This is a genomic window from Dactylosporangium fulvum (genome assembly GCF_025137375.1).
In the GTDB taxonomy this organism is placed as follows: Bacteria; Actinomycetota; Actinomycetes; order Mycobacteriales; family Micromonosporaceae; genus Dactylosporangium; species Dactylosporangium fulvum.
The window spans coordinates 7,615,732-7,637,952 of sequence record NZ_CP073720.1 but is presented as its reverse complement, the minus strand read 5'-3'; the positions used below and the strand labels follow the sequence as shown (position 1 = coordinate 7,637,952).

Here is a 22,221-nt window from a genome sequence, read left to right as displayed (position 1 = left end):
CTGCTATCCCGCTGGGACGGTGAAGGGGCTACCCGCGTAGCCGATCCGACCGCTGATCTCGGCCGCGTACTCAATGGCTGAGGGGGCAAGCCGACGGCAGTCCTCGACGCTGAACCGGTTAGCCGGCGCGGAGATACTGATGGCGCCGACCGCAATTCCGGCTTTGTTCACCAGCGGAACGCCGATGCAGCGCACGCCTTCCTCGTTCGCCTCGTCGTCGAGCGCGAAGCCCTGCGACCGGACCAGCTCCAGCTCGGCGAGCAGGTCGGCGCCGACCAATGTCTTCGGCGTGTGGCGCTCGAGCGGCCCCGCGACGAATTTTCGCTGCTCGTCGGGGCTCGCGAGGGAGAGCATGGCCTTGCCCATGGAAGTGCAGTGCATCGGGGCTTGGCTGCCGATGTGCGATACCAGACGGACCGACTTTGCGCTTTCGACTTTGTCGATGTAAACCAGCCGGCCGCCGAGCGGTACTCCGAGGTGAGCGGTCTCCCCGCTGATCTCGGCGAGCTTGATGAGGTAGGGATGTGCGGCCTTGCGCAGCACATCCTCTTCGAGGTATCGGCCGGCCAAGGTAACAAGGCCGATCCCGAGACGGTACGTGCCGGTGCCGGTGGTGTCGCGCTCCACGATGCCAAGCTCGATCAGCGACGTCACGTAGCGGTGCGCCGTGCTCACCACGACTCCGGCCCGAGCAGCCAGCTCCTGCAAACCGACACCCTCTGGCCCCTGCTCGGCGATGACATTGATCAGCTCAAATGCCTTCGCAACGCTGTGGGACTTCCTGCCACTCTTCATTCGAGTTACTCGAATCCAATTCGTAATACGCGAAGATGTGATCACTGTGCAACGCCGCCTGGTCCGTGTCAAGAGCGTTACAGCCGGGTTTCAGATGCCGTACCGGGCTCTGCGAAGCCACGCGGCGTCGATGGCCACGCAACCAGCCGAACCGACACTTCGCCTTCAGCTAGGTGGCCACTGTCGAGCCGCCCGCACCACGGCTCACCGCGGACGCCGCGCAGCGAGCCGGACCGCCCGGCGCACCGGCGTACCCAGGGCATCCACTGCTACAGCCTCGGCGACGCCCGAAATCCACGCGCAAGCCTTGACATCCGTCAACTCCGCCGCTCTAGTAGATATACACATTCTTGATCGCCGTTCATCATGATGAACGCTCTTCCCCCGTTGCCGCCCGAAGTATTTCGGGCAGAGAGGAAGTCCGCCGCTCATGAGTTCATTCAAGACACGCCGCGTCAGGCGTGCGACCACGACGCTCACCGTCGCAGCGCTGCTCGGAACACTGGTCGGCGCGCCGCCCGCGTTCGGCGCGGCCGCAGGCAAGGACCCGGGGGCCAACGACGCCACCGGGCGCCCGCAGTGGCAGCTCAAGTACGTCGAGAGCTTCGGCAAGCCGATCCCTGACGGCGGTGAGTGGTTCGTCGACGACTACAGCGACCCCGTCGACGACCTCAACGACGACAACGGCGACGAGTACCGGCTGCGCTGGGGGCCGAACTTCGACGCCGCGATGAGCACGTTCAAGACGATGCGCAAGGAGACGCAGTTCGGGCACAACGGCTGGCTGACGTCGTCACTGTCGGCACGTGACAGCGGCGGCCGCGTCGACGACAGCTTCAACAACATCGAGGACCGCCCGTCGATCACCAACGCGACGATTCCCGGTGCGGGCAGGGTCGGGGCGATCTCCACTCCCAAGCACACCGGAGGCGCGCTCATCCGTTCCACCGAGCCGCTGCCGCGCTACTACCGGATCGAGTTCAAGCTCAAGACGCTCAACTACGGCGGCGAGCGCAACGGCTCGCTGTCCTACGACGGCAAGTTCAACGGCTACAAGACCGACGTCTGCAAGACGTTCTTCCCGTGGCCGCTGTCGAACAATGACCCGATCGTGCCGTCCGATCCGTGCGAGACGGACACGGCCGTCAACGGCAGCCAGCACTCCTACAACTCGTTCCACATGCTGTCGATCGTCGACTTCAAGCCGATGCCGCGCAACCTCGGCAGTTACCATCGGCATCGCAAGGTGCTGATCGACCAGTTCAGCCCGGCACCGAGCCGTGACAGCACCCGCCAGAGGGTCTGCAACTCCGCCACGGGCGAGTACTACCCGTGGAACGAGAGCAACCGCACGACCGTCAACATGCTGTTCTTCAACGGCCCCCAGAGCCAGCGGCAGACGTTCGTCTCCGACTGCGACGAACTGCCGGTCGCCGGCAACCAGATCTCGGCCGCCGAGATGATCCCCGAGCTGATGCCGTTCCAGGATTACCAGTTCGCGATCGAGCGCGACGAGACCGGCTACGCGATCGAGGCCAGTGGCAACTTCAAGCACGCCGGCCAGACGACGTACCGCTACCACCGCAAGTTCGTCGACACCGACCGCAACGACAACGGCACGATCTCCCAGAACGTGCCGATCTTCCGCTACAACGTGCCCGGTGACGAGTACGACGGCCGCTTCAACAGCTCCGCGACGGTCCGCGGCCCCTACGGCAGCCGTACGTGGAACGACATGTGGCCGGCCGGCTCGGAGTACCCCGAGTACTTCGTGATCGGCCAGCCGTACACGAATGTCGGCGAGGGCGACGCATCGGTCGACGACATCCGTCTGTACGTGCGCAAGTAGCTCCCACCGACATCGCACCAGCAGACGACGGCCGCGCCCGGGCTACCGGGCGCGGCCGCTTGGCTCGGCGGTGCGGGGACCGGCCCGGGAGCAACAGCTCCCGGGCCGGCCGGACTCAGGCGCCGTAGACCTGGAACGTGAACAGCGAGTAGCCCCACTGGGTGCCGCGGGCCGTGCCGTAGATGCGCACGTATCGCGCGGACGCGTTCAGGCCGGTGTTGTCGTCCTCGCCGCCGTTGCCGCCGGTGACGGACCGGACGGTGGTCCAGGTGGTGCCGTTGGCCGAGGTCTGGATCTGGTACGCCGAGCCGTACGCCGCCTCCCAGACCAGCCGCACCCGGCTGACGGTGTAGGTGGCGCCGAGGTCGACCTGGATCCACTGCGGGTTGGAGAACGCGCTGGACCACCGCGTGGTCGTGGACGCGTCCACCGCGTTGGAGGCGGGGTAGCTGGCGTTCTCCACGCTGGAGGCCGTCGCCGGGCGGTTCAGCGCCAGGTTGGTCTGCTGCGGAGGCTGGCTGCCGACCGAGCAGTCACCGATGCCCTGCGCGGCGTAGCGGATGCCGCCGAGCAGCAGCGAGCGGATGCCCGCCTCGGAATAGCTGGACTGGGTGTGCCCCAGACCGGTGTAGAAGGACCGGCCGCCGTCGTAGGCCCGGCACCAGGTGTTGGGGTGGTCGGCGCCCATCGTGCCACCGCTGTACGTGGACTCGTCCAGCGTGGTCAGCACGTGCACCTGGGAGCGGGGGTTGACGCGGTAGTTGTACCACTCGTCGGTGCGCGACCAGGCGGCCGGCAGCCCGGCGGTGGCCGGGTGCGTGGCGTCGGCGACGCGGACCGTCGCGGTCTGGATCGCCGGGTGGCTGGAGAAGTACGCCCCGACGAGGCCGCCGTACCAGGCCCAGTCGTACTCGGTGTCGGCCGCCGCGTGCACGCCGACGTAGCCGCCGCCGGCGCGGATGTAGTTCTCGAACGCCGTCTGCTGGGTGGCGTTGAGCACGTCCCCGGTGGTGGACAGCCAGATGACCGCCTTGAACCGGGCCAGGTTGGCGGCGTTGAACTGGGTCGCGTCCTCCGTCGCCTCGACGGAGAAGTTGTTCGCCGCACCCAGTTGCTGGATCGCGGTGATGCCGGTCGGGATCGAGTCGTGCCGGAACCCGGCGGTCTTGCTGAAGACCAGCACCGAGAAGTCCGGCGCGGCGTGGGCCGGCACGGCGGTGAGGCCGAGCGCGGCGGTGACGAAGGCGAGGCAGAAAGCCAGTCTGCGCAACATGATCGGTGTCTCCCTTCCTGTTGTGGCGGTACGGTTCAGGAGCCGTAGACCTCGAAGCTGAACAGCGAGTAGCCCCACGCGGTGCCGCGGGCCGTGCCGTAGATGCGCACGTACCGCGCCGGAGCGTTCAGGCCGGTGTTGTCGTCCTCGCCGCCGTCGCCGTTGGTGACGGACCGGACGGTGGTCCAGGTGGTGCCGTTGGCCGAGGTCTGGATCTGATACGTCTTGCCGTATGCCGCCTCCCACAGCAGCCGCACCCGGCTGACGGTGTAGGTTGCGCCGAGGTCGACCTGGATCCATTGCGGGTCGGAGAACGCGCTGGCCCACCGCGTGGTCGCGGACGCGTCCACCGCGTTGGAGGCGGGGTAGTTGGCGTTCTCCACACTGGAGGCCGTCGCCGGCTTGTTCAGGGCCAGGTTGGTGGCGACGGGCGGCGCCGAGCCGGTCACGAACGTGAAGCTGTCCAGATCGAACAGGGCGGCCGTGCCGGTGCCGGCGAAGGTGAGGTACAGCGAGGTGGTGCCCGCCGGCGCGCCGCTGATCGTGCCGCTCACGGTAGCGAACGTCTCCCACGAGCCGGTCGGCGTCACCGTCGCCGAGCCGATGATCGGGCCGGTCGGCGAGCCGGTGCGCAACTGCAGCGTGCCGCCCGTGCCGCCGGAGGAGACCCGGGCGGTGAACGACGTCGCGTTGTTCAGCTTGTACGGGTCGAACTGAATCCAGTCGCCGTTGTTGATGTCGCCGACGGTCATGCCGCCCTCGGCCGCCGTCTTGGTGTACTTGTTGACCCCGGACGACGTCTTGTAGTGCTCGGCCTGCCGGCGCTTGGGCGCCAGGATGTTCTGCGCGTGGGTGGTCAGGCCGCCGTTGTCGGTGTAGGAGGCGTCGAAGATCGGGAAGATGTTCGCCGCGTCGTCGTGCTCACCGTCGACCGGGATGGTGATCGTGCCGGAGCAGCCGGTCTGCGAGGTGATCTGGTGTGCGTGCTGGTCGTGGCCGAGCACGTACGCCATCGTCACGCGCGAGCAGTCGATCGTGCCGTCCTCCGGGTCGGTGACGGTGACGCTCCACGGGACGCTGTCGCCGAAGGCCGCCAGCTGCCCGGCCGCCGGGGTGTTGACGGTGACTGTCGGGGCGGTGTTGCCGACGCTGATCGGCACGCTGGCCGTGCCGGTGGCGCCCTGCGGGTCGCGCACCGTCAGGGTGGCGACGTAGTTGCCGTTGGTGGAGTACGTCTTGGTCGGGTTGGCCGCCGTCGACGTGGTGCCGTCGCCGAACGCCCACGAGTACGTCAGCGCGCCGCCCTCGGGGTCGGACGAGCCGGCCGAGGAGAAGTTCACCGTCAGCGGGGCCGCGCCCGACGTCTTGTTGGCGCTCGCCACCGCGGTCGGGGCACGGTTGCCGCCGGTGCCGACGTAGTCGTAGCGGTAAATCGCCGAGAAGGCGTCACCGTTGAAGAAGCCGGTGCCGTAGTCCAGGACGTACAGCGACCCGTCGGGGCCGAACTGCATGTCCATGACCTGCTTGCCGTTCCACGGGAAGTTGTCGATCGCGCCCGGCGACCCGTCCGCGTTGACCGCGATCGGCTTGATCCAGCCGCGCCCGAACTCGCCGGCGAAGAACTGGCCGTCCAGCGCCTGCGGGAACTTCGTCGTCGACGGGTTGCTCGCGTTGTACCGGTAGACCGGGCCGGCCATCGGCGACTCGGATCCGCCGCCGAACGCGGGCGGGCTGCCGGCGTCGCCCGAGTAGCGGATCCAGGCGGGTTTCACCGCGGGCAGCGTGGTCAGGCCGGTGTTGCGGAAGGAGTTGTTCGTCGGGCCACCGGCGCAGTTGAACTTCGGGCCGGTCGTGTTGGTCGCGAAGTTCCACTTGTTGTAGGTCTCGGTGGTGGTGTTCGCACCGGTGCAGTAGGGCCAGCCGTAGAAGCCGGGCCCGGTGACCCGGTCGAATTCCACCTGGCCCTGCGGGCCACGGTTGGGGTCCGTCGAGCCGGCGTCCGGGCCGTAGTCGCCGACGTAGACGACGCCGGTCGCCTTGTCGACGCTCATCCGGAACGGGTTGCGGAAGCCCATCGCGTAGATCTCCGGCCGGGTGTTCGCGGTGCCGGGCGCGAACATGTTGCCGGCCGGGATCGAGTACGACCCGTTGGCGTTGACCTTGATCCGCAGGACCTTGCCGCGCAGGTCGTTGCTGTTGGCGGCGGTACGCTGCGCGTCGTAGGCCGGGTTGCGGTTCGTCCGCTCGTCGAGCGGCGAGTACCCGGACGACTCGAACGGGTTGGAGTCGTCGCCGGTGGACAGGTACAGGTTGCCCTGGGCGTCGAAGTCGATGTCCCCGCCCACGTGGCAGCACATGCCGCGGCTGGTGGGGATTTCCAGGACGGTGACCTGGCTGGCCGTGTTGACCGTGTAGTCGGCGTTGAGCGTGAAGCGCGACAGTCGGTTCACGCCCGTCCAGGTCGCCCAGTCCGCGGCGGTACCGTTGGCCGGCGCGTCGCCTGCCGGGGTGTTCAGCGGCGGGGCGTAGTACAGGTAGATGTAGCGGTTGGACGCGAAGTTCGGGTCCGCCGCGACGCCCTGCAGCCCCTCCTCGTCGTGGGTGTACACGGGGATGTTGGCGATCACCGACGTGGCGCCGTTCGCGGTGGTGCGTCGCAGCGTGCCGTTGCGGGCGGTGTGCAGGACCGAGCGGTCCGGCAGCACCGTGATGGCCATGGGCTCGCCCAGCGCGGCCACGCCCTTGGCCAGCGTGACCTGCTGGAAGTCCGCCGGGTTGATGGCCGCCGCGGCCGGTGCCGCGGGTGCGGCAAGGACGCCGAGTCCGGCGGCCACCGGGAGCAGCGCGACCGCCATTGGTCGCCATCGATTTCTTGCGAGGTTCTGGTGCATATCATCCCTTCCTGACTGAACTCGCCAGGCAGGGCGCGCGCCGACGCGCCGTAGCCGGGGTGGTCGCGATTCGACCTCCGTCGTGAACGCCTCCGCCTCCGCGCCGAACGAATCATGCAGAGAGCGCGCTCTCGGGCCCGTGCGAGCCACACTAGGAGATCGAGATAGGTGTGTCTAGATGTTTCGGCAGAACTGGCAAAAGTTCAGCCGACTTGACCAAAAGCGTGGGCCTCGGCCGCACATTCAGCCACGGCGTGGTTACACCGGTCGATGCGACGGCGCGGCAGCCGCCCACCGGCCGCGCTCAACCGACCTGCGGGTCGGGCGCGTCGACGAGTCCGGCGGCGCGCCGCTGGACCGCCTGGAGAAACTCGCCGGTCTCGGCGCTGCTCAGCGGGGCGAGGTCGAGCGCAGCCCGCCGGAAGGCGCCCGCGCGGGCACGAACGCGGCTCCCCGCCGTGGTCGTGTCCTGTCCGCTCGGACACTTCGGAGTCCGGACTTACCTTTCGGGTGCGTCCTGGGCGCTGTGCGAGACGCATCGACGAGCGGCGGTCCTGGCCGAGCCCTACCAGTGATCTTGCTTGTCGGGATACCCGTACCGTCGCTAGCCCGCCCGGGAGACTGCGTACCGTGGCGGCGGTTGCCGCCGGCGGGCGCGCACGACGGGCCGGGGAGGTGCTCGGGCGGGTGGTACGCGGCGGGCCGGTGCGGCGAACGTGCGATGTGCGGGTAGGGCTGACGCCCGATAGGCACGTGGCGTGGTCGGCGGCGCGGACCGATACCGGCCGGCGCCAGCTGGATGCATGGGTGCGCGGAGCACCGTTAACGAGCTGCTCAGCTTGCCCTCCGGAGAGCGGTTGGACCGGCCGGATCCGGTGTCGCCGGTGGTGGACGCTGAGACGTACCACTGGCCGCTGAGCAGTCGGTCACGTGCGGGGTCGGCTGGTGATGCCGTCCAGGACGGTGGTCAGGTTGTGGTTGAAGGTTTCCTCGGCGTTGAGGTGGGCGCCGTCGATGACGAGCCGGGCGACGGTGGGGTATCGGCCGGTGTTCAGCATGCGTGTGAGGTAGGGGCCGAGGCTGGCCTGCCAGGCGGCTTCATCGGTGCCGGTGGAACGGGCGGTGCGTCGTTCGGTGACCTCGCTGCGGATCGCGCCGATGATGAAGGCGTTGAGGGCGCCCAAAGCCCGCTGGAGATCGTCGATGCCGCGCACGCCGGGGGCCTGGCTCAGCGCCGCCGCGGTCGCTTCGCCCGCGGCGAGCGCGTGGGGTCCCAGGTGTGGCCTTCCGCCGAGCAGGTCGGAAAACCACTCATGGTCAAGGGCGGCGTCGCGGGTCGCGTGGGCGATGGCCAGTACCGTGGCGCGCCACGCGGAGTGCTGGCCGACCTCGGCGATCCGGGCATAGACGACGTCGACCATCAGATCGAGCAGTTCGGATCTGTTGATCACATAGTCGTAGAGCCGCATCGGACCGACACCGAGTTCCTTGGCGATCTTGCGGACCGACAGGCCGTCGAGGCCGTGCGCGTCGGCAAGCCGGATCGCCGTAGCGGCGATCTTCTCGCGGCTCAACGGCACCGGCGCCGCCCGCGGCTGGGGTTCGGGCCGTTCCCAAACGGGCAACGGTTCGCTACCGTACGGTGTATCCACAAAGACAGTGTACGGTAACGGGAGTGGGCATGCGAATCGCGATCACTGGTGGCGGCCTTGGCGGGCTGACGCTGGCACGGATCCTGCATCAGCACGGCATCGATGCGGCGGTGTACGAGCGCCAGGCAAGCCCATCCGCGCGGCCGCAGGGCGGCTCGCTCGACCTGCACCCGGAGTCCGGGCAACACGCCCTGGCCGAGGCGGGTCTCGCCGGCCGGTTCCGGTCGCAGGCGCGGCCCGAGGGCGAGGAACATCGCATCGTCGACCCGACCGGACGGATCCTGGTACACCATGAGCCGCAACCCGGCTCATTCTCCGGACGTCCCGAGATCGACCGGAGCGCACTGCGTGATCTTCTGCTCGACTCCCTCCCCGGCGACACGGTTGTCTGGCGGCACCGGCTTGTCGCGGCGACCCCGCGACCTGACGGAGGCTGGGAACTGATGTTCCATGGCGGCCACCGAACCGGCTGTGACATCCTCATCGGCGCGGACGGCGCGCGCTCGATCGTCCGGTCGCTGCTGACCGACGTCCAACTGTCCTATGTGGCCACCCTCGTGGAGCTGAACATCAAAGACGTCGACCGGCGCCATCCCGATCTCGCCGAGCTGGTCGGCCCCGGGAACCTGTGGTGCGTCGGCGTGAACCAGATCCTGGCAGCGCAACGCCTCGGCGACGGCAGCCTACGTGTCGGGATCTCGCTGCGCGCAGACGATCGCCCCATCGACACATACCGCAGTAAGCGCGCTCTGCTGGACATGTTCGGCGACTGGGACCCACGCCTCACCGCACTCATCGAGGCCGGCGACAGCGCGCCGACGCCGCGCCCGATCGAAGCGATGCCCATCGGCACGCGCTGGACCAGCCGGCCGGGCATCACCCTCATCGGCGACGCCGCGCACCTCATGCCGCCGGTCGGCGAGGGCGCCAACCAGGCCATGCTCGACGCCGCCGAACTCGCCAGCCGACTCGCCGCCAACCCCACCGACCCGGACTCGGCAATCCGGATGTACGAGGAGGCGATGTTCACCAGGACTCACCCGATCGCCGAGATGTCCGCACGAATCCAGGCGATGATGCTGTCCCCAACCGCAGCGGAAGACATCATCCGCTTCTTCACGGCCCAGCCCGCCGAACCGGCACCCGCAGACTGAGAACACGCTGTGCGGTCGATCGAGGCCGAACGCGCGAACCTCATGCCCCGGCCCGCGGCGCCAGCCGCGTGGTGCGCGACAACGTGGCCCGCAGCGGCGACAGCACCGTCTGGAGCCCGATCAGCGTGGCCGCGTGGGCCCCGCGCACCACGCGGCTGGCGCCGCGGGCCGGGGCATGATCGTAAGGGACCGGAAACCCTGTGCCGGGCCGGCGACGGCCCGGCACCGCGGTGTGTGCCCACTTGGCCTGACCACGTGGCTGTTTCAGGACGTCCTCGGCTCCGACGACAACATCTTCGGCATCGGCCCGGCCTGGCGCGTCCGCACCCGGCCGCTGCGCGAGGCGCCGGCGCTGACCCTGCCGCACTCCGCGCGGGCCATCCGCACGGCGGTCGTCACGCTCGCGGTGAGCTTCGGGTCCGGCTGTCTGGGCGATCCTCCTGCGCCGCGGCGAGCGGCATCCGTGGCCACCGCCCGGAATAGCCGATTTGTCGGATAAATGCACTTAAGACAGATTTGTTCGGTACGGTCGCGACGGCGGTGGACTTCCACCGTCAGGGTCGTACAGACGGGGGATTTTGTGTGATCAAGTTACTCAGAAGGCGCCAGCACCCCGGAAGGCGCGGATCGTCGTGGCCGAATATCGCGCTGGGCGTGCTGGTGCTCGGAGCGTTCACCTTGGCCACGGCCGGCCCGCGCGGGCAGGCCGCCGAGCACGAGAGCGGGGCGCCGGCGCTCGCCAGCGCCGTGACCCAGCCGGTCGTGTCGAGCGTCAATCCGAGTTCCGGGTTCACCACCGGCGGCGCGACGGTGACGATCACGGGCACCGGGTTCACCGGCGCGACGGCCGTGACCTTCAATGGCATCGACGCCACGTCGTTCACGGTGGTCAGCCCGACCGAGATCACCGCGGTGACGCCCGCGGGCGCGGCCGGGCCGGCGCTCGTGCAGGTCGCCATCGGCACGTGTATCTCGTCGGTCAGCGGTGGAACGTTCACGTACCTTCCGCCGATCGTCATTCCGACGATGCCGACCGTGTCGTCGATGTCGCCGACGAGCGGGCCGACCGCGGGTGGCACGACCGTCACCCTCACCGGCACCAACCTGGCGGGCGCGATGAGCGTGACCTTCGGCGGCGTCGCGGGCTCGGTGAGCAACAGCACCGCGACCTCGATCACGGTGGTCACGCCAGCGCACGCCGCGGGCAACGTCCCGGTCGGCGTCACCACGGTGATGGGCGCGACCACCGTGACGGGCGGCTATACGTACGTGGCCGCGGCGAACGTGTCGTCGCTGTCGCCGACGTCGGGCTCGCCGGCCGGCGGCACCTTGGTGACGATCACGGGCACGAGCTTCACCGGCGCGACGGCGGTGGCCTTCGACGGCACCGCCACCTCGTTCATCGTGACCAGTGACACGTCGATCACGGCCATCACGCCGGCACACGCGGCCGGTGCGGTCGACGTCGAGGTCACCACGCCCAGCGGCACGGCGATCGCGGCGGGCGCCTACACCTACACGGCCGCGCCGTCGGTGACCTCGCTGTCGCCGACCTCGGGCTCGGCGGCCGGCGGTACGTCGGTCACGATCACGGGCGCGGGCCTCACCGGCGCGACGGCGGTGGCGTTCGGCGCCGACGCGGCCACCTCGTTCACGGTGGACAGCGACACGCAGATCACCGCCGTGGCGCCGGCGCACGCGGTCGGCACGGTGGACGTCGAGGTCAACACGCCGAACGGCACGGCGACCGCGGCGAACGCCTACGCCTACCTGGCCCCGCCGTCCGTGACCTCGCTGTCGCCGACGTCGGGCCCGGCGGCCGGCGGTACGTCGGTCACGATCACGGGGGCGGGTTTCACCGGCGCGACGGCGGTGGTCTTCGACGGCAGTCCGGCCACCTCGTTCACGGTGAACAGCGACACGTCGATCACGGCCGTGGCGCCGGCGCACGCGGTCGGCACGGTGGACGTCGAGGTCACCGGGCCGGGCGGCACGGACACCGTGATCGCCGCATACACGTACGTGGCCGCGGCGACCGCGACGTCGATGTTCCCGACGATAGGCCCTGACCTGGGCGGTACCTTCGTCACGATCACGGGCACCGGCTTCACCGGCGCCACCGCGGTGACGTTCGGCGGCGTGAACGCCACTTCGTTCGTCGCCAACAGCGACACGCAGATCACGGCCATGACGCCGCCGGGCTTTGGCACGGTGCCGGTCACCGTCACCACGCCCAACGGCTCGCCGAGCGTGCCGGGCGGGTACCAATACCTCGCGGCGCAGGCCGCGGCCTTTGCCGCGCACGCTGCCCACAAGGACGCCGCGCAGGCGCCGGCCAAGGCCCCGGCATCCGGCAAGGCGGACAAGGCGTCCGGCAAGGCATCCGGCAAGGCATCTGGCAAGGCGGACGCCAAGCAGGTGAACAAGCAGGACGCCAAGCAGGCGGACAAGCGGGCGGACAAGCAGGCGGACAAGGCTGACGGCAAGGCCAAGGTGAAGGCCAAGCACAAGGCGGACGCCACGGCCGGGCCCAGGATGAAGAAGGTCTTCTTCCAGATGCCGACCCCGGCCTGCCCGGCCCCGCCGAGCGCGCCGAGCCCGGTCACGGCCACCGCGGGTACGTCGTCGATCAACGTGAGCTGGACGGCGGCCACGCCGAACGACTCGCCGATCACCGGCTACACCGCGACGGCCACGCCCGGCCCGGCGACCTGCACCACGCTGGTCACCGACCCGAACCCGCTCCGCTGCGTGCTGGGGGCGACGGCCGGCCAGCAGTACACGGTGTCGGTCGTGGCCAACTCGGCCGCCGGGGCCTCGGATCCGGCCACGAGCAACGCGGTCACACCGGCCGCGCCGGTCGTGCCGTCCGCGCCGCCGGACACCCCGCTGACCCTGACCACGGACAAGGGCGCCATCAGTACGGCCGTGCCCGGGCAGCACATCGTGGTGATCGGCACCGGGTTCGCCGCCTACTCCACGGCGACGATCACGCTGTACTCGACACCGGTGACGCTCGGCTCCGTGGTCACCGACGGCAACGGCGACTTCAGCAAGCCGGTCACCGTGCCGCACTCCCTCGCCGCCGGCGTGCACACGCTGGTCGCGCAGGGCGTCGCACCGTCGGGCAACCCGCGTGCGATGAAGCTCACCATCACGGTGGCGGCAAGCGCGCCGAGCACGTCGACGGGCGGCCTCCCGGTCACCGGCGCGCCCACGGGCACGCTGGCGCTGGCCGGCCTCGCCATGGTGCTGGCCGGCCTCGGCCTGCTCCGGCCGTGGCAGCGTCGCACGACGCCCGGCCTGCGGTAGGGAACACGCGGGAGGGCACGGCGCCCCGGGGCTGAGCGACCCTCAGCCCCGGGGCGCCGGATTGTAGGAGAGGTAACCGGGGGAGGGGGCATTGCGCTTGCCGAGAATGCCGTCCGTACAGGTGGCGGGCCTGTCTGCCTCCTCCTGGTCAAGCGCCCATCCACCGGTGCTCAGCGACCGCACGTCGGGCAGCGCTCCGCCGGGCGATGTGACAGTCTGCCCCGAAGCCACAGCGTCGCCGGTACCGCTGCGATCGCGGTCAGCACGGCGACGATGGTCGAGCCTACGGCGGTCGGCCACGTCGGCCAAGGCTGAGGATATGTTGTCGTTGGCGCGGTCATGACGAGCAGCAGCACCGGGCCCAACAGGATCAGCGCCGACCACCAGCCGCGTGGGTCCCGCCGCACGCCGAACACGATGCCGGCCACGATGACCGCTGTCACCAGGGAGAGTCCGGCGTAAGGCATTGCGCCGAGCAGCGAGTAGTAGAACGTGGGTGGCCAGCTCAGTACCGTAAGCCCGGCGACCGCCGCCGCGACGACGATGCCGGTCGCGACGGCCGGCGACCAGCGGCGGCCCGGCACGGCGAGGGCCACGATGCCGAGCGCGATCTGCGGGAGCAGCACGAACAGCGGTGGCCGCGGGTACGGGGTCACCGCTGCGACCGGGACCAGTGCCGCCGTCACGAGCAGGGCGCATGCCACCGCTGGCCGGCCGGCACCGATGAGGGCAGCGAGGGACGCGAGCAGCCAGGCGATCCACGCGACGGCGCCGAGGGTTGCGAACGGCCCGACCGTCTGCCATGCGATGCCGTTCGGAACGGTGATCCTCTCCGCCAGGATGAGCCACACCACGGCCAGGGCGGTGGCGGCCGCAAGCGCGAGGTGGCCGGCGAACGGAAGCGCGTCGGTGAGTCCGAGGGCGTGGCGGGCGCGGAGATGTTGGCGCAGGCCGCCGCGAACGAGGTCGGCGACATCGGCGGGGCGGGGCCGGCGTTGGCCTGGTGCGGCGAGGTCCAGGTAGGTCTCGATGATCTCGTCGCCGCGCTCGGCCCGGTAGTCGGCCGGATACCAGCGCAGCAGCGTGCGGTAGCGATCGCGAAGCTCGTCGGTCACGCGACACCGCCGGCGAACTCGATCATCGGCTGTGCCGGTCGACGCCTGCGACTCTGGACGCTGCCGGCGTCGGTCCTCGCCATGCCGCCCGCCGGTCGCAGCGCCGCTCGTTCGTCGAGCCGGCGGGTTGCGGCCTCGACGTTGCGGCGGAGGCGCTCGGTTTCTGCCCGCAGCGTGGTGTCACCCTGCTCGGTGAGCCGGTAGTACTTGCGGGCACGGCCGTCGACGATCTCCTCCCGGTCGACCGCGACGAGACCGTCGTCGCTCAACCGGTCCAGCGCGCCGTAGAGCGTGCCGGGGCGCAGCTCGAGCCGGCCGCCGGACAGCTCGGCGACCTCGGTGATCAGCCCGTAGCCGTGCATTGGTGCCCGGGCGAGCGCGGTGAGGATGAGAAAGGTCGGTTCACGTAGCGGTGCAGCCATGGCGATAATATATCGGTGACGAAGATATCTTTGCAACGAGATGATGGTACGGACTTGAGTGACGCTCGGCGACAGCGAATCCGGCCAGGCTCACTCGACAGCTCATCGCCTGCGGCCACATCAGCCTCCGCAACGCGGAGCACGACAGCGGACCGCCAGCCGCCGGACATCCGGCGCATCTGATCGGAAAACAGGCCCAGCCACGTCGGGTTTGGGGCGTGCGGCATCGTCATGCACCCTGATCACAGAGACAGCCCTTGGTAAATGATCTTCTTCCCTCGACAAGAAGAAAGATCAACCAAGGGCTCCATCAGCGGTCCGGTCCCTGCCAGAACTCGTCCGGCAACTCGGCCACCTCGTTCCCGGAACGGTCCAGGTCCGCGGCCCACGGCAACATGCGCTGGAAGGTTGGCTCACCGTCGTCGGCCAACTGCCGGATCATCGCGACGTTTCGCTCGACACGTCCAATGATCGCGTCGCGGACCGCGGTTCGGTCACCGGTATATCCGTACGCGTCCAGCAGCAGATGGAACCGCCGGTGCCGGTCGGCTGCGTCGCCGAATCCGGCTTGCTCGGCGACCTCTGCCGTCAGTAGCGGCACCCAAGTCAGCGCCGAGAACGCCAGGTCATCCTCGCGGCGGGACGGGCTGGCAGTGTCCCAGTCGACGAAGCCGACCAGGGCCCCGCCGACCCATACGGCGTTCCACGGCGACGCATCCAGGTGAGCGATCAGAAGTCCCGGTCGCCACGGCCGGCCGGTGAACCAGACGGCGTCTCCGGCCGGACGGAATGTCGCGGTCGCGTCGTGCAGCCTCCGAAGCCACGCACCGACCTGCCGGAGCGCGTCGTCGGAGCGCAACCAATCCGGCCATGGCGTGGTCTCGCCCAACGTCTGGCCGGGCAGGAACGTCAGGCGTTCGCGACCCTGGTCATCGAAACCGCGAACTTGCGGGGCGCCGTCAAAGCCGCCATCTTCCAGGTGCCGCAGCACCGTGTGCACGGTCGCCGTCCACGGCTGCGTGGGGCGGCGGACTTCGTCACCGACGCGGACGGCTCCGAAACTGCGCCCGCCCGGCAGCCGTCGTTCGGTCATCCCCCGGTTCTACCGCGATCCGACGTCCACCGCGACCGAAATTCGACGGGTCATGCTCGCCGGTGTCCGTTGCGCAGCAAACGCCTGAGGGGTCAGCACATAGTTCCATTGTGGACTCGCCAAGACTTGACGGTTGTGGCGGAACGGACGGGGGTTCGGGGTGTCCGGCGATCGCGGCGGGCGTGTGCAGCGGACAGCGCCACCCCGGCAGGTACGGCCGCACCCTGTCGGCGCCGCAGTGCCGCGCCTGATCGCCGATCCAGTAGCCGCACCTGCCGGGACCGGCGGTCATCCCGACGTCCGGTCGTCCGGGCTGGCTCCGTCCCGGCAGCCGAGCGCCGCGCCGCAGCGCAGCACCACCAGGGCGTGGGCGTCGGTGGTGGTCACCGTGCCGAACGGCTGGCCGTCGACCGGCTTGGCATGTACCTGGGGTCGGCCACGATAACCGCATGCTGCCGCGGTTCTACGTCCGTTTCCGCGGCGCCGGGGCGGAACCGTAAACCGGTGATAAGTCCACCGTAAGGGCCTCCGGCACAGTGGGACTTGTCGAACCGGAGACAAGTCCGAAGGAGATAGCAGGTGTCGGAGAACACCCGGCAACGGCTGGCGGTCATCATCGGAAGCACCCGCGCCGGCCGGTTCGGCCCAACCGTGGCCGGTTGGTTCGCCGCCGAACCCGCCGGCGTGCAGACCTGGACGTCGACCTGATCGACCTGGCCGATGCCGGCCTGCCGCATACGCTTACGGACCAGGACGAGCCTCTCCCCGCACCGGTACGGGCCCTGACGCCGCGGCTGGTCGCCCCCGAGTGCAACCGGAGCTTCCCCGTTTCGCTGCAGGTCGGTATCGAGGAGAGGGCGGAGGCGGTGTCGGAGGACAAGGCTTCGGGCATCCCGGTCGGCAGTCCGCAGCCTGCAACTGCGACCAGTCCGACCGCATTCGTCGCGCTGCTCCGCAAGCTCCGGGCATGGTCTGGAATGACCTACCGGCAGTTGGCGGCTAACGCAGAGACAGTCCGTGACACGTTACCCGCTAGCACGATTGCGTCTACCCTGAGCCGGTCAGGTCTGCCCAGGCGTGAGTTCGTCATGGCGTTCGTCCGGGCGTGCGGCCTCGATCAGGCCTCGTCGGAGCACTGGGCCCAGGTACGCGACGCGCTCGCGGCCCGAGCAGTCGCCGAGGGATCGCCGTCGTCCGAGCAGCCCGGCCCCATGCCTCTGGCGCCGGCGGCTCCGCGCGTCGGCGGCCGGCCCGTCCCGGCCACGCTGCCACCCGACGTCGCCGACTTCACCGGGCGGGCAGAGCAGGTGCGATATCTGGGTGACCTGCTCATGGCCACCCTCGACGACCGATCTCCTGGCGCACCGGTCGTCGTCGCACTGGCGGGGATGGGCGGCATTGGCAAGACGGCGCTCGCCGTACATGTGGCGCACCTCGTGGCTTCGACGTACCCGGACGGTCAGCTCTACGTGAACCTCCGCGGTATGGAGACGGCGCCACTGGAACCCGGCGAGGTGCTGGCCCAGTTCCTACGGGCGTTGGGCGTCGACGACCGGGCGATTCCGTCGGACCTGAGCGAGCGCACGGCGATGTATCGCACCCAACTTGCCGACCGCAAGGTTCTGGTGGTGTTGGACAACGCCCTGTCGGAGGAGCAGATCCGGCCGCTCCTGCCGGGAGTCTGGACGTGCGCCGTTGTGGTGACCAGTCGAACTCGGCTGGCGGGCATCGAGGGCGCCACGGGTGTCGACCTCAGCGTCTACTCCGATACCGAGGCGATCCGGTTGTTGGCGCGGATGACGGGTGAGCACCGGGTTGCTACTCAGGCAGCCGTAGCCGCTGAGATCGTCGATCTGTGTTCCGGTCTGCCGTTGGCCGTCCGGATCGCTGGTGCGCGGTTGGCTGCCCGGCCAACGTGGCCGCTCAGCCGCCTGGTCGCGATGCTCGGCGAGGAGTGCCGCCGACTGGATCGTCTGGCCACCGGCGACCTGGCGGTGCGTGCCTCGCTTGAATTGAGCTATCAGTGGCTCGACGGCACGTCGAGGCGTCTCTTCCGTCTCCTGGGCCTCTTCAACGCACCGGACTTTCCTGTCGGACTGCCGGCGGTCGTTCTCGGTTGTTCGCTGGAGCGGGCGACCGAGTTGGCGGAGACGTTGGTGGACGCGCAACTTCTGGTGGATGCCGGGACTGACGCGGTCGGTCAGTACCGGTACAAGTTTCACGACCTGGTCCGTCTCTACGCACGGGAGCGCGCGGAAGCAGAGGAGTCCGGGTGTGATCTGATGCAGGTGGTGTCGTGTGGACTGGGCGGATGGCTCGCTCTTGCGGAGCAGATGGCGAGGTCCATCCCGGGCCCGTGTTCCGCTGATATCAAGGGGCCTGCGCAGCGGCCGGTCATCGGCTGGGCAAAGGACCACCTTCAGCGGATGGACCCGGTCCGCTGGTTCGACGCCGAGCGGGAGGCGCTCCTCGCCGCGATGCACCAAGCGTGCGCGCTCGGCCTCGACGCGTTGGCCTTCGAACTCGCCACCTGCCTGGAGAAGTACTTTGACCTGCGCGGCATACACCCGGACTGGAGCAGCACGAGAACGCCGCCGTGCCGACGACCTGCCGTAGCGCCAGCAACCGGCTGGGTGAGGCGGTCATGCTGCATGGGCGGATCGACGTGATGACGTGGACGGCGGACAGCCTGGACGGTGTGGTGATGGCTCGACTCCATGCGGTGTCCGCGGCCCACGGTTGCTCACCATCATCAGTTGTTCAAGGACCTGCCGAACGAGCGCTTCGGCTGATCGAGACCGTCGGCGGGCCGGACCGGCCCGGACCGCGGTCGGGCAGGCCGATAGGCGAGGACCACGCCGGCCACGGCGTCGGCTGGCTGGAATCCGTGGGACCGTGAGTCCGCGCTGTGCTCGGCGTTGTCGCCGAGCACGACGAGCCGGCCGGATGGGACCACCGCCTCGGCGACCGGAATGCCCGCCGGCACCGGGTCGCCGGGCAGGGCCACGGCCCGCTTCAGCATGAACGGCGGATCGCCGGCCAGGCCGGCGCCAGGGGACCTGAGGAGGACGACGGCGCCGCGGCGGACACCGGCGAGAGTGGTGCGCCGGACGAGGAGACGGTCACCGGGCAGATACGTCGGTGCCATGCTCACACCCTCGACGGTGACCAGCAGCCACCGCTGCCGGAGCACGCCGATGGCCCGGGCGAACAGCCGCGCCGCCCTGCTCATCCGGTGGCCACCGGCTGGTAGCCGCCCGCCTGCAAGCGGAACAGCCGGGCGTACCCGCCGTCGCGGTTGAGCAGGTCCTCATGGCTGCCCTCCTCGACCACCACACCGTCGGCCAGCACAACGATGCGGTCCGCGTCGCGGATTGTATTGAGCCGGTGCGAGATCAACACACTGGTGCTCCGCTCCCGGTGCCGCCGGAGCCGGACGTGCAACTCGTATTCCGCCTGTGGGTCGAGACCGGCGGTCGGCTCGTCGAGCACCAGCAGGTCCCGGTCCTCGCGCAAGAACGAGCGGGCCAGCGCGAGCCGCTGCCATTGGCCGCCGGAGAGCAGGATCCCAGTCGTCGGGTCGGTTCGGTCCGCCTCGTCGTAGTAGGCGTTGGTGAGCATGGTGTCGTAGCCGTTCGGCAGGGCGGCGAGGGTGTCGTGGATACCCGCCCGCGCGGCGGCGGTCTCGATGCGGGGTCGGTCAGTGAGCGCGGCGACGTTGCCGACGCCGATGTTCTCCGCGGCGGACAGCTCGTAGGTCATGTAATCCTGGAACACCGCGCCGATCCGCTCGCGCAGGGCCGCGACGTCGACGTCGCGCAGGTCGCGACCGTCCCAGGTGATGCTGCCCTTCGTCGGATCGTAGAACCGGCAGAGGAGCTTGACGACGGTGCTCTTGCCTGCGCCGTTGAGCCCTACGAGCGCGACGGTCTGCCCCCTCGGGATGCTGAGGTTGACGCCGCGCAGCACCCAGGGGTGGTCGGGCCCGTAGCGGAACCAGACGTCACGCAGCTCGATCGCGCCGCGCAGCGGCTCGACTGCCGCCGGGTGGGCCGGCAGCGGCAGGTCCGGCCGGGCGTTCACCAGCTTCCGGTAGTGGTCGAACAGCAGCGCGTTCTCGTGCGTGGATGCGAACCGGTCCACGAGCCCTGCGAGGCCCGCCTGGACCCCGGCGAGCGCCGCCGCCAACAGCGAGATGTCGCCGATGGACAGTCGACCGCGGGTCGCCTCCGTGATGGCCCACAGCAGCCCGGCACCGGCGACCATGGCGGTGACGACCGCCAGCGCGCCGCGCACGAGGACCTCGCGGGTGTCGTGTCTGGTCTGCTCGCGATTGGCCGCGGCCATCTCATGCCGCATCCGACCGCGGAACAGCTCGCCGAGGCCGTACATGCGCAGTTCCTTCGCGGCGGACAGGCTGGTCAGCAGGTCGGCGTAGTGGATCTCACGGCGGGCCCGGCCGCTGACCCGCCAGAGCATGCCCGCGCGCCGCCGATTGAGCCGCAGCTGGGCCAGGAGGGCCGGGCCGGCCGCCGCGACGGCGAGCAGCGCCAGCAACGGGTTCAGCGCGATCAGCGCCGTGAGGAAGCCGCCGAGCAGGATGAGCGACTCGATCGCGCCGAGCGTGTCGTCGACGAGTTGGCCCGGGCCGGCCCGGCCAGACTGCTGCGCCATCCGGAGCCGGTCGCGAAACGCTGGGTTCTCCATCGCCGCCAGGCCGGTGATCCGGTTCATCGCCGCGTACAGCCGATCCATCGCCCGCACTCCGACAGCCCGCAGCAGGCGTCCATGCAGGTGGCTCCGAATGGCTGGCAGGACCCCCGCACCGAGGCCGGCCGCGACGAGTCCCGCTGCGGCCGGCAGCACCCCGCGGCCGGCGACGAGTCCGTCGATGACGGCCCGCAGCAGTGCCGCGCCCGCGACGGGCACGGCACCGGCGACGACGGTCAGCACTGCGTACAGGCCGAGGACCACCGGCGCGGCGGAGCAGCCGAGGCGCAGTGCCGCCCACACGTGACCGGGGATCCGTCGCAGCGACACACCGTCCACTGTGGGCATATTGGCGGTGGTCACGCTGCGGTGAGCGTGGGTAGGTCGGTGAAGGCATTGCCGCTGCCGAGGATCACGCCGCCGCGGTCGACCAGGCATAGCGTCGGGAAGCTGCTCACCCGGAACGCGGTGGCCCAGCTGCCGCCGCTGGGCTCGACCAAGACGTCCACTTCGGCCAGCCGCTCCGCGTAGGTTTCGCCGTCGGTGGCGTCGGTGACCACGACCGCGATCGCGGCTACCCCGGTCCGGGCGTGCCGATCGAGGAACTCCGGGATGATGTCGGCGCACGGTCTACAGCCCTCGGTGAAGAACCCGACGAGGGTGACGCGGTCAGCATCCACAATGGACACTTGATGCCCGGCGACGGTGGTGGCGGTGAGCGGGGCGATCGTGGATCCGGTCGGTGGTCCGGAGTCCGACGCCGGCGGCGGGGCGAGCCGCGTGTCGTGCTCACGCAGCTTGCGGATCACGCCGAACGTGAGCAGCAGGTTCAGCGCGGTGCTCACCAGCGCGACGACGACGGCGACGACGAGGTAGTCCATGGTGGTCCCTTCCAAGCAGTGCGGTGGTGCGATGTCGGCTTCGCACCGCACCGCCGCGTTCGGTGGTCGAGCAGTGGATCAGCAGTCGCCGTAGGTCACCCAGCTGCCGCAGTTGGTGGCGTTGCAGTTGCAGGTGTACTGGCACCACCGGCGCTGGTTTTCCTGGCCCTTGTAGCAGCGGTACTGGTAGAAGCCTTCGCCCGGGAAGCAGATGCAGGCACCGGCACGGGCCTTCGGCAGGAACATTCCCAGCATCCGATCGGCGGCCGTGTTGAGCAGGTCTCGCATGCAAACTCCTCTGTCCGTCGGGGATCTCCCGAATGGCGTTTGACTCTAGGAAGCCACGCCATAGCGCCGCCATAGCCACGCCATAGCGCCGCCACAGCGCGCGCCGGGGCGTTGACCGGCGGCACCGCTCCGACGCACGCTGTAGGCGTGTCGGTGCTCTTGCTGTATTCCCGCTGTCTGATCGGTGCGGTGTTCGCGATCGCCGTGGTGTCGAAGTTGCGTGCGCCGGGTGCGTTCGTGACGTCGGTCCGTCAGATGGAGGTGTTGCCCACGGGGTGGGCCCCGCCGGTCGCGGTCGCCGTGGTGGTCGGCGAGGCCGCCGTGGTGCTCGCCATGGTGCGCGCGCCGCTGCCCGGCTTCGCCGGCGCGATGCTCCTGCTCGGCGGCTTCACCGCCGCAGTCGCGGTGGCCATGCGTCGTGGCAAACCGGCCACCTGCCGTTGCTTCGGCACCGCAGGAGCGCCGTTCGGTCGTCGGCATGTCATGCGGAACCTGGCGCTCATCGCCTGCGCCGGGGCCGGTGGCGCGCTCGCCGCGGCCGGTGTCACCGACGTGACCGGACGGATGCTGGCGCTCGCCATGCCGGCCGCGTTGCTGTCCGCGGTGGCGGTCACCCGCCTGGACGACCTGATGTTCCTCCTGTTCACGCCTGCGCGACCCGGGATCGGGCCAGCACGAGCAGTTCGCGTGCGTGCCGCGCGCCCGACCGGTAGCCGCTGAACGAGCAATGGCCCAGCGCGGACCGGGCGGCGACCGCGGCATGATCCGGAGCTGAGGTGCATCGCG

17 protein-coding genes and 1 pseudogene are annotated in these 22,221 nt (G+C 69.8%); 7 read left to right on the top strand and 11 right to left on the bottom strand.

Translation table 11 applies throughout. The features are described 5' to 3' along the window. Positions 1–3: 3 nt before the first annotated feature. On the bottom strand, positions 4–795 hold the full coding sequence (locus Dfulv_RS34940) for an IclR family transcriptional regulator (protein WP_259858088.1): 792 nt from the start codon (positions 793–795) through the stop codon (positions 4–6). Positions 796–1,225: 430 nt separating this feature from the next. Here Dfulv_RS34940 and Dfulv_RS34935 point away from each other — a divergent pair, with 430 nt between their 5' ends. Further along, complete coding sequence (locus tag Dfulv_RS34935; protein WP_259858087.1) at positions 1,226–2,644, top strand: hypothetical protein; 1,419 nt, start codon at positions 1,226–1,228, stop codon at positions 2,642–2,644. A gap of 115 nt (positions 2,645–2,759) precedes the next feature. Here the strand turns inward: Dfulv_RS34935 and Dfulv_RS48965 are convergent, their stop codons facing one another. The 3 genes from Dfulv_RS48965 to Dfulv_RS34915 all read right to left on the bottom strand — a co-directional run bounded on the left by Dfulv_RS48965 (position 2,760) and on the right by Dfulv_RS34915 (position 8,388). Beyond that, a complete protein-coding gene (locus tag Dfulv_RS48965) occupies positions 2,760–3,917 on the bottom strand; it encodes a ThuA domain-containing protein (protein ID WP_406567853.1) in 1,158 nt (385 codons plus the stop codon). Positions 3,918–3,952: 35 nt separating this feature from the next. Next, positions 3,953–6,772, bottom strand: a complete 2,820-nt coding sequence (locus tag Dfulv_RS34920; protein WP_259858086.1) for a PQQ-dependent sugar dehydrogenase — start codon at positions 6,770–6,772, stop codon at positions 3,953–3,955. Positions 6,773–7,734: 962 nt separating this feature from the next. Next, positions 7,735–8,388 carry a TetR/AcrR family transcriptional regulator gene (locus tag Dfulv_RS34915; protein WP_259868577.1) on the bottom strand — a complete coding sequence of 218 codons (654 nt, stop codon included), beginning with the start codon at positions 8,386–8,388 and terminating at the stop codon, positions 7,735–7,737. A 101-nt stretch (positions 8,389–8,489) separates the two neighbouring features. Between Dfulv_RS34915 and Dfulv_RS34910 the strand changes: the two genes are divergently transcribed. The 3 genes from Dfulv_RS34910 (at position 8,490) to Dfulv_RS34900 (ending at position 12,926) form a co-directional block, all read left to right on the top strand. Beyond that, positions 8,490–9,614, top strand: a complete 1,125-nt coding sequence (locus Dfulv_RS34910; RefSeq protein WP_259858085.1) for an FAD-dependent oxidoreductase — start codon at positions 8,490–8,492, stop codon at positions 9,612–9,614. A gap of 232 nt (positions 9,615–9,846) precedes the next feature. After that, a complete protein-coding gene (locus Dfulv_RS34905; protein WP_259858084.1) occupies positions 9,847–10,113 on the top strand; it encodes a hypothetical protein in 267 nt (88 codons plus the stop codon). Positions 10,114–10,268: 155 nt separating this feature from the next. Further along, positions 10,269–12,926: a beta strand repeat-containing protein gene (locus tag Dfulv_RS34900; protein WP_259858083.1), complete on the top strand. Its 2,658-nt coding sequence runs from the start codon at positions 10,269–10,271 to the stop codon at positions 12,924–12,926. A gap of 170 nt (positions 12,927–13,096) precedes the next feature. Here the strand turns inward: Dfulv_RS34900 and Dfulv_RS34895 are convergent, their stop codons facing one another. From Dfulv_RS34895 to Dfulv_RS34885, 3 genes and pseudogenes are all read right to left on the bottom strand, one after another. Then, positions 13,097–14,041 carry a hypothetical protein gene (locus Dfulv_RS34895; protein WP_259858082.1) on the bottom strand — a complete coding sequence of 315 codons (945 nt, stop codon included), beginning with the start codon at positions 14,039–14,041 and terminating at the stop codon, positions 13,097–13,099. Between the two features lie 77 nt (positions 14,042–14,118). Further along, positions 14,119–14,463 (bottom strand): annotated as a pseudogene (locus Dfulv_RS34890) (PadR family transcriptional regulator); the annotation flags it as partial. A gap of 310 nt (positions 14,464–14,773) precedes the next feature. Next, positions 14,774–15,556, bottom strand: coding sequence for an aminoglycoside phosphotransferase family protein (locus Dfulv_RS34885; protein ID WP_259858080.1), 783 nt, complete (start codon positions 15,554–15,556; stop codon positions 14,774–14,776). A gap of 579 nt (positions 15,557–16,135) precedes the next feature. On the opposite strand from Dfulv_RS34885, the gene Dfulv_RS34880 reads away from it, so the two are divergent. Both Dfulv_RS34880 and Dfulv_RS34875 read left to right on the top strand, forming a co-directional pair. Then, complete coding sequence (locus tag Dfulv_RS34880; protein WP_259858079.1) at positions 16,136–16,264, top strand: NAD(P)H-dependent oxidoreductase; 129 nt, start codon at positions 16,136–16,138, stop codon at positions 16,262–16,264. Next, complete coding sequence (locus Dfulv_RS34875) at positions 16,216–18,225, top strand: ATP-binding protein (RefSeq protein ID WP_259858078.1); 2,010 nt, start codon at positions 16,216–16,218, stop codon at positions 18,223–18,225. Before Dfulv_RS34880 ends, Dfulv_RS34875 begins: the two co-directional genes overlap by 49 nt. Positions 18,226–18,308: 83 nt before the next feature. Here Dfulv_RS34875 and Dfulv_RS34870 read toward each other — a convergent pair whose 3' ends face one another. The 4 genes from Dfulv_RS34870 to Dfulv_RS34855 all read right to left on the bottom strand — a co-directional run bounded on the left by Dfulv_RS34870 (position 18,309) and on the right by Dfulv_RS34855 (position 21,435). After that, the gene (locus Dfulv_RS34870) at positions 18,309–18,788 is read right to left on the bottom strand and encodes a S26 family signal peptidase (protein WP_259858077.1); all 480 of its coding nucleotides are present in this window, start codon (positions 18,786–18,788) and stop codon (positions 18,309–18,311) included. Further along, complete coding sequence (locus tag Dfulv_RS34865; protein ID WP_259858076.1) at positions 18,785–20,596, bottom strand: ABC transporter ATP-binding protein; 1,812 nt, start codon at positions 20,594–20,596, stop codon at positions 18,785–18,787. Before Dfulv_RS34865 ends, Dfulv_RS34870 begins: the two co-directional genes overlap by 4 nt. A 29-nt stretch (positions 20,597–20,625) precedes the next feature. Then, positions 20,626–21,147: a TlpA family protein disulfide reductase gene (locus tag Dfulv_RS34860; protein ID WP_259858075.1), complete on the bottom strand. Its 522-nt coding sequence runs from the start codon at positions 21,145–21,147 to the stop codon at positions 20,626–20,628. Between the two features lie 78 nt (positions 21,148–21,225). Continuing rightward, positions 21,226–21,435 (bottom strand): hypothetical protein, encoded by a 210-nt coding sequence (locus tag Dfulv_RS34855; protein ID WP_259858074.1) that lies wholly within the window; start codon positions 21,433–21,435, stop codon positions 21,226–21,228. A gap of 147 nt (positions 21,436–21,582) precedes the next feature. Here Dfulv_RS34855 and Dfulv_RS34850 point away from each other — a divergent pair, with 147 nt between their 5' ends. Further along, the gene (locus tag Dfulv_RS34850) at positions 21,583–22,155 is read left to right on the top strand and encodes a MauE/DoxX family redox-associated membrane protein (protein WP_259858073.1); all 573 of its coding nucleotides are present in this window, start codon (positions 21,583–21,585) and stop codon (positions 22,153–22,155) included. Positions 22,156–22,221 lie beyond the last annotated feature (66 nt).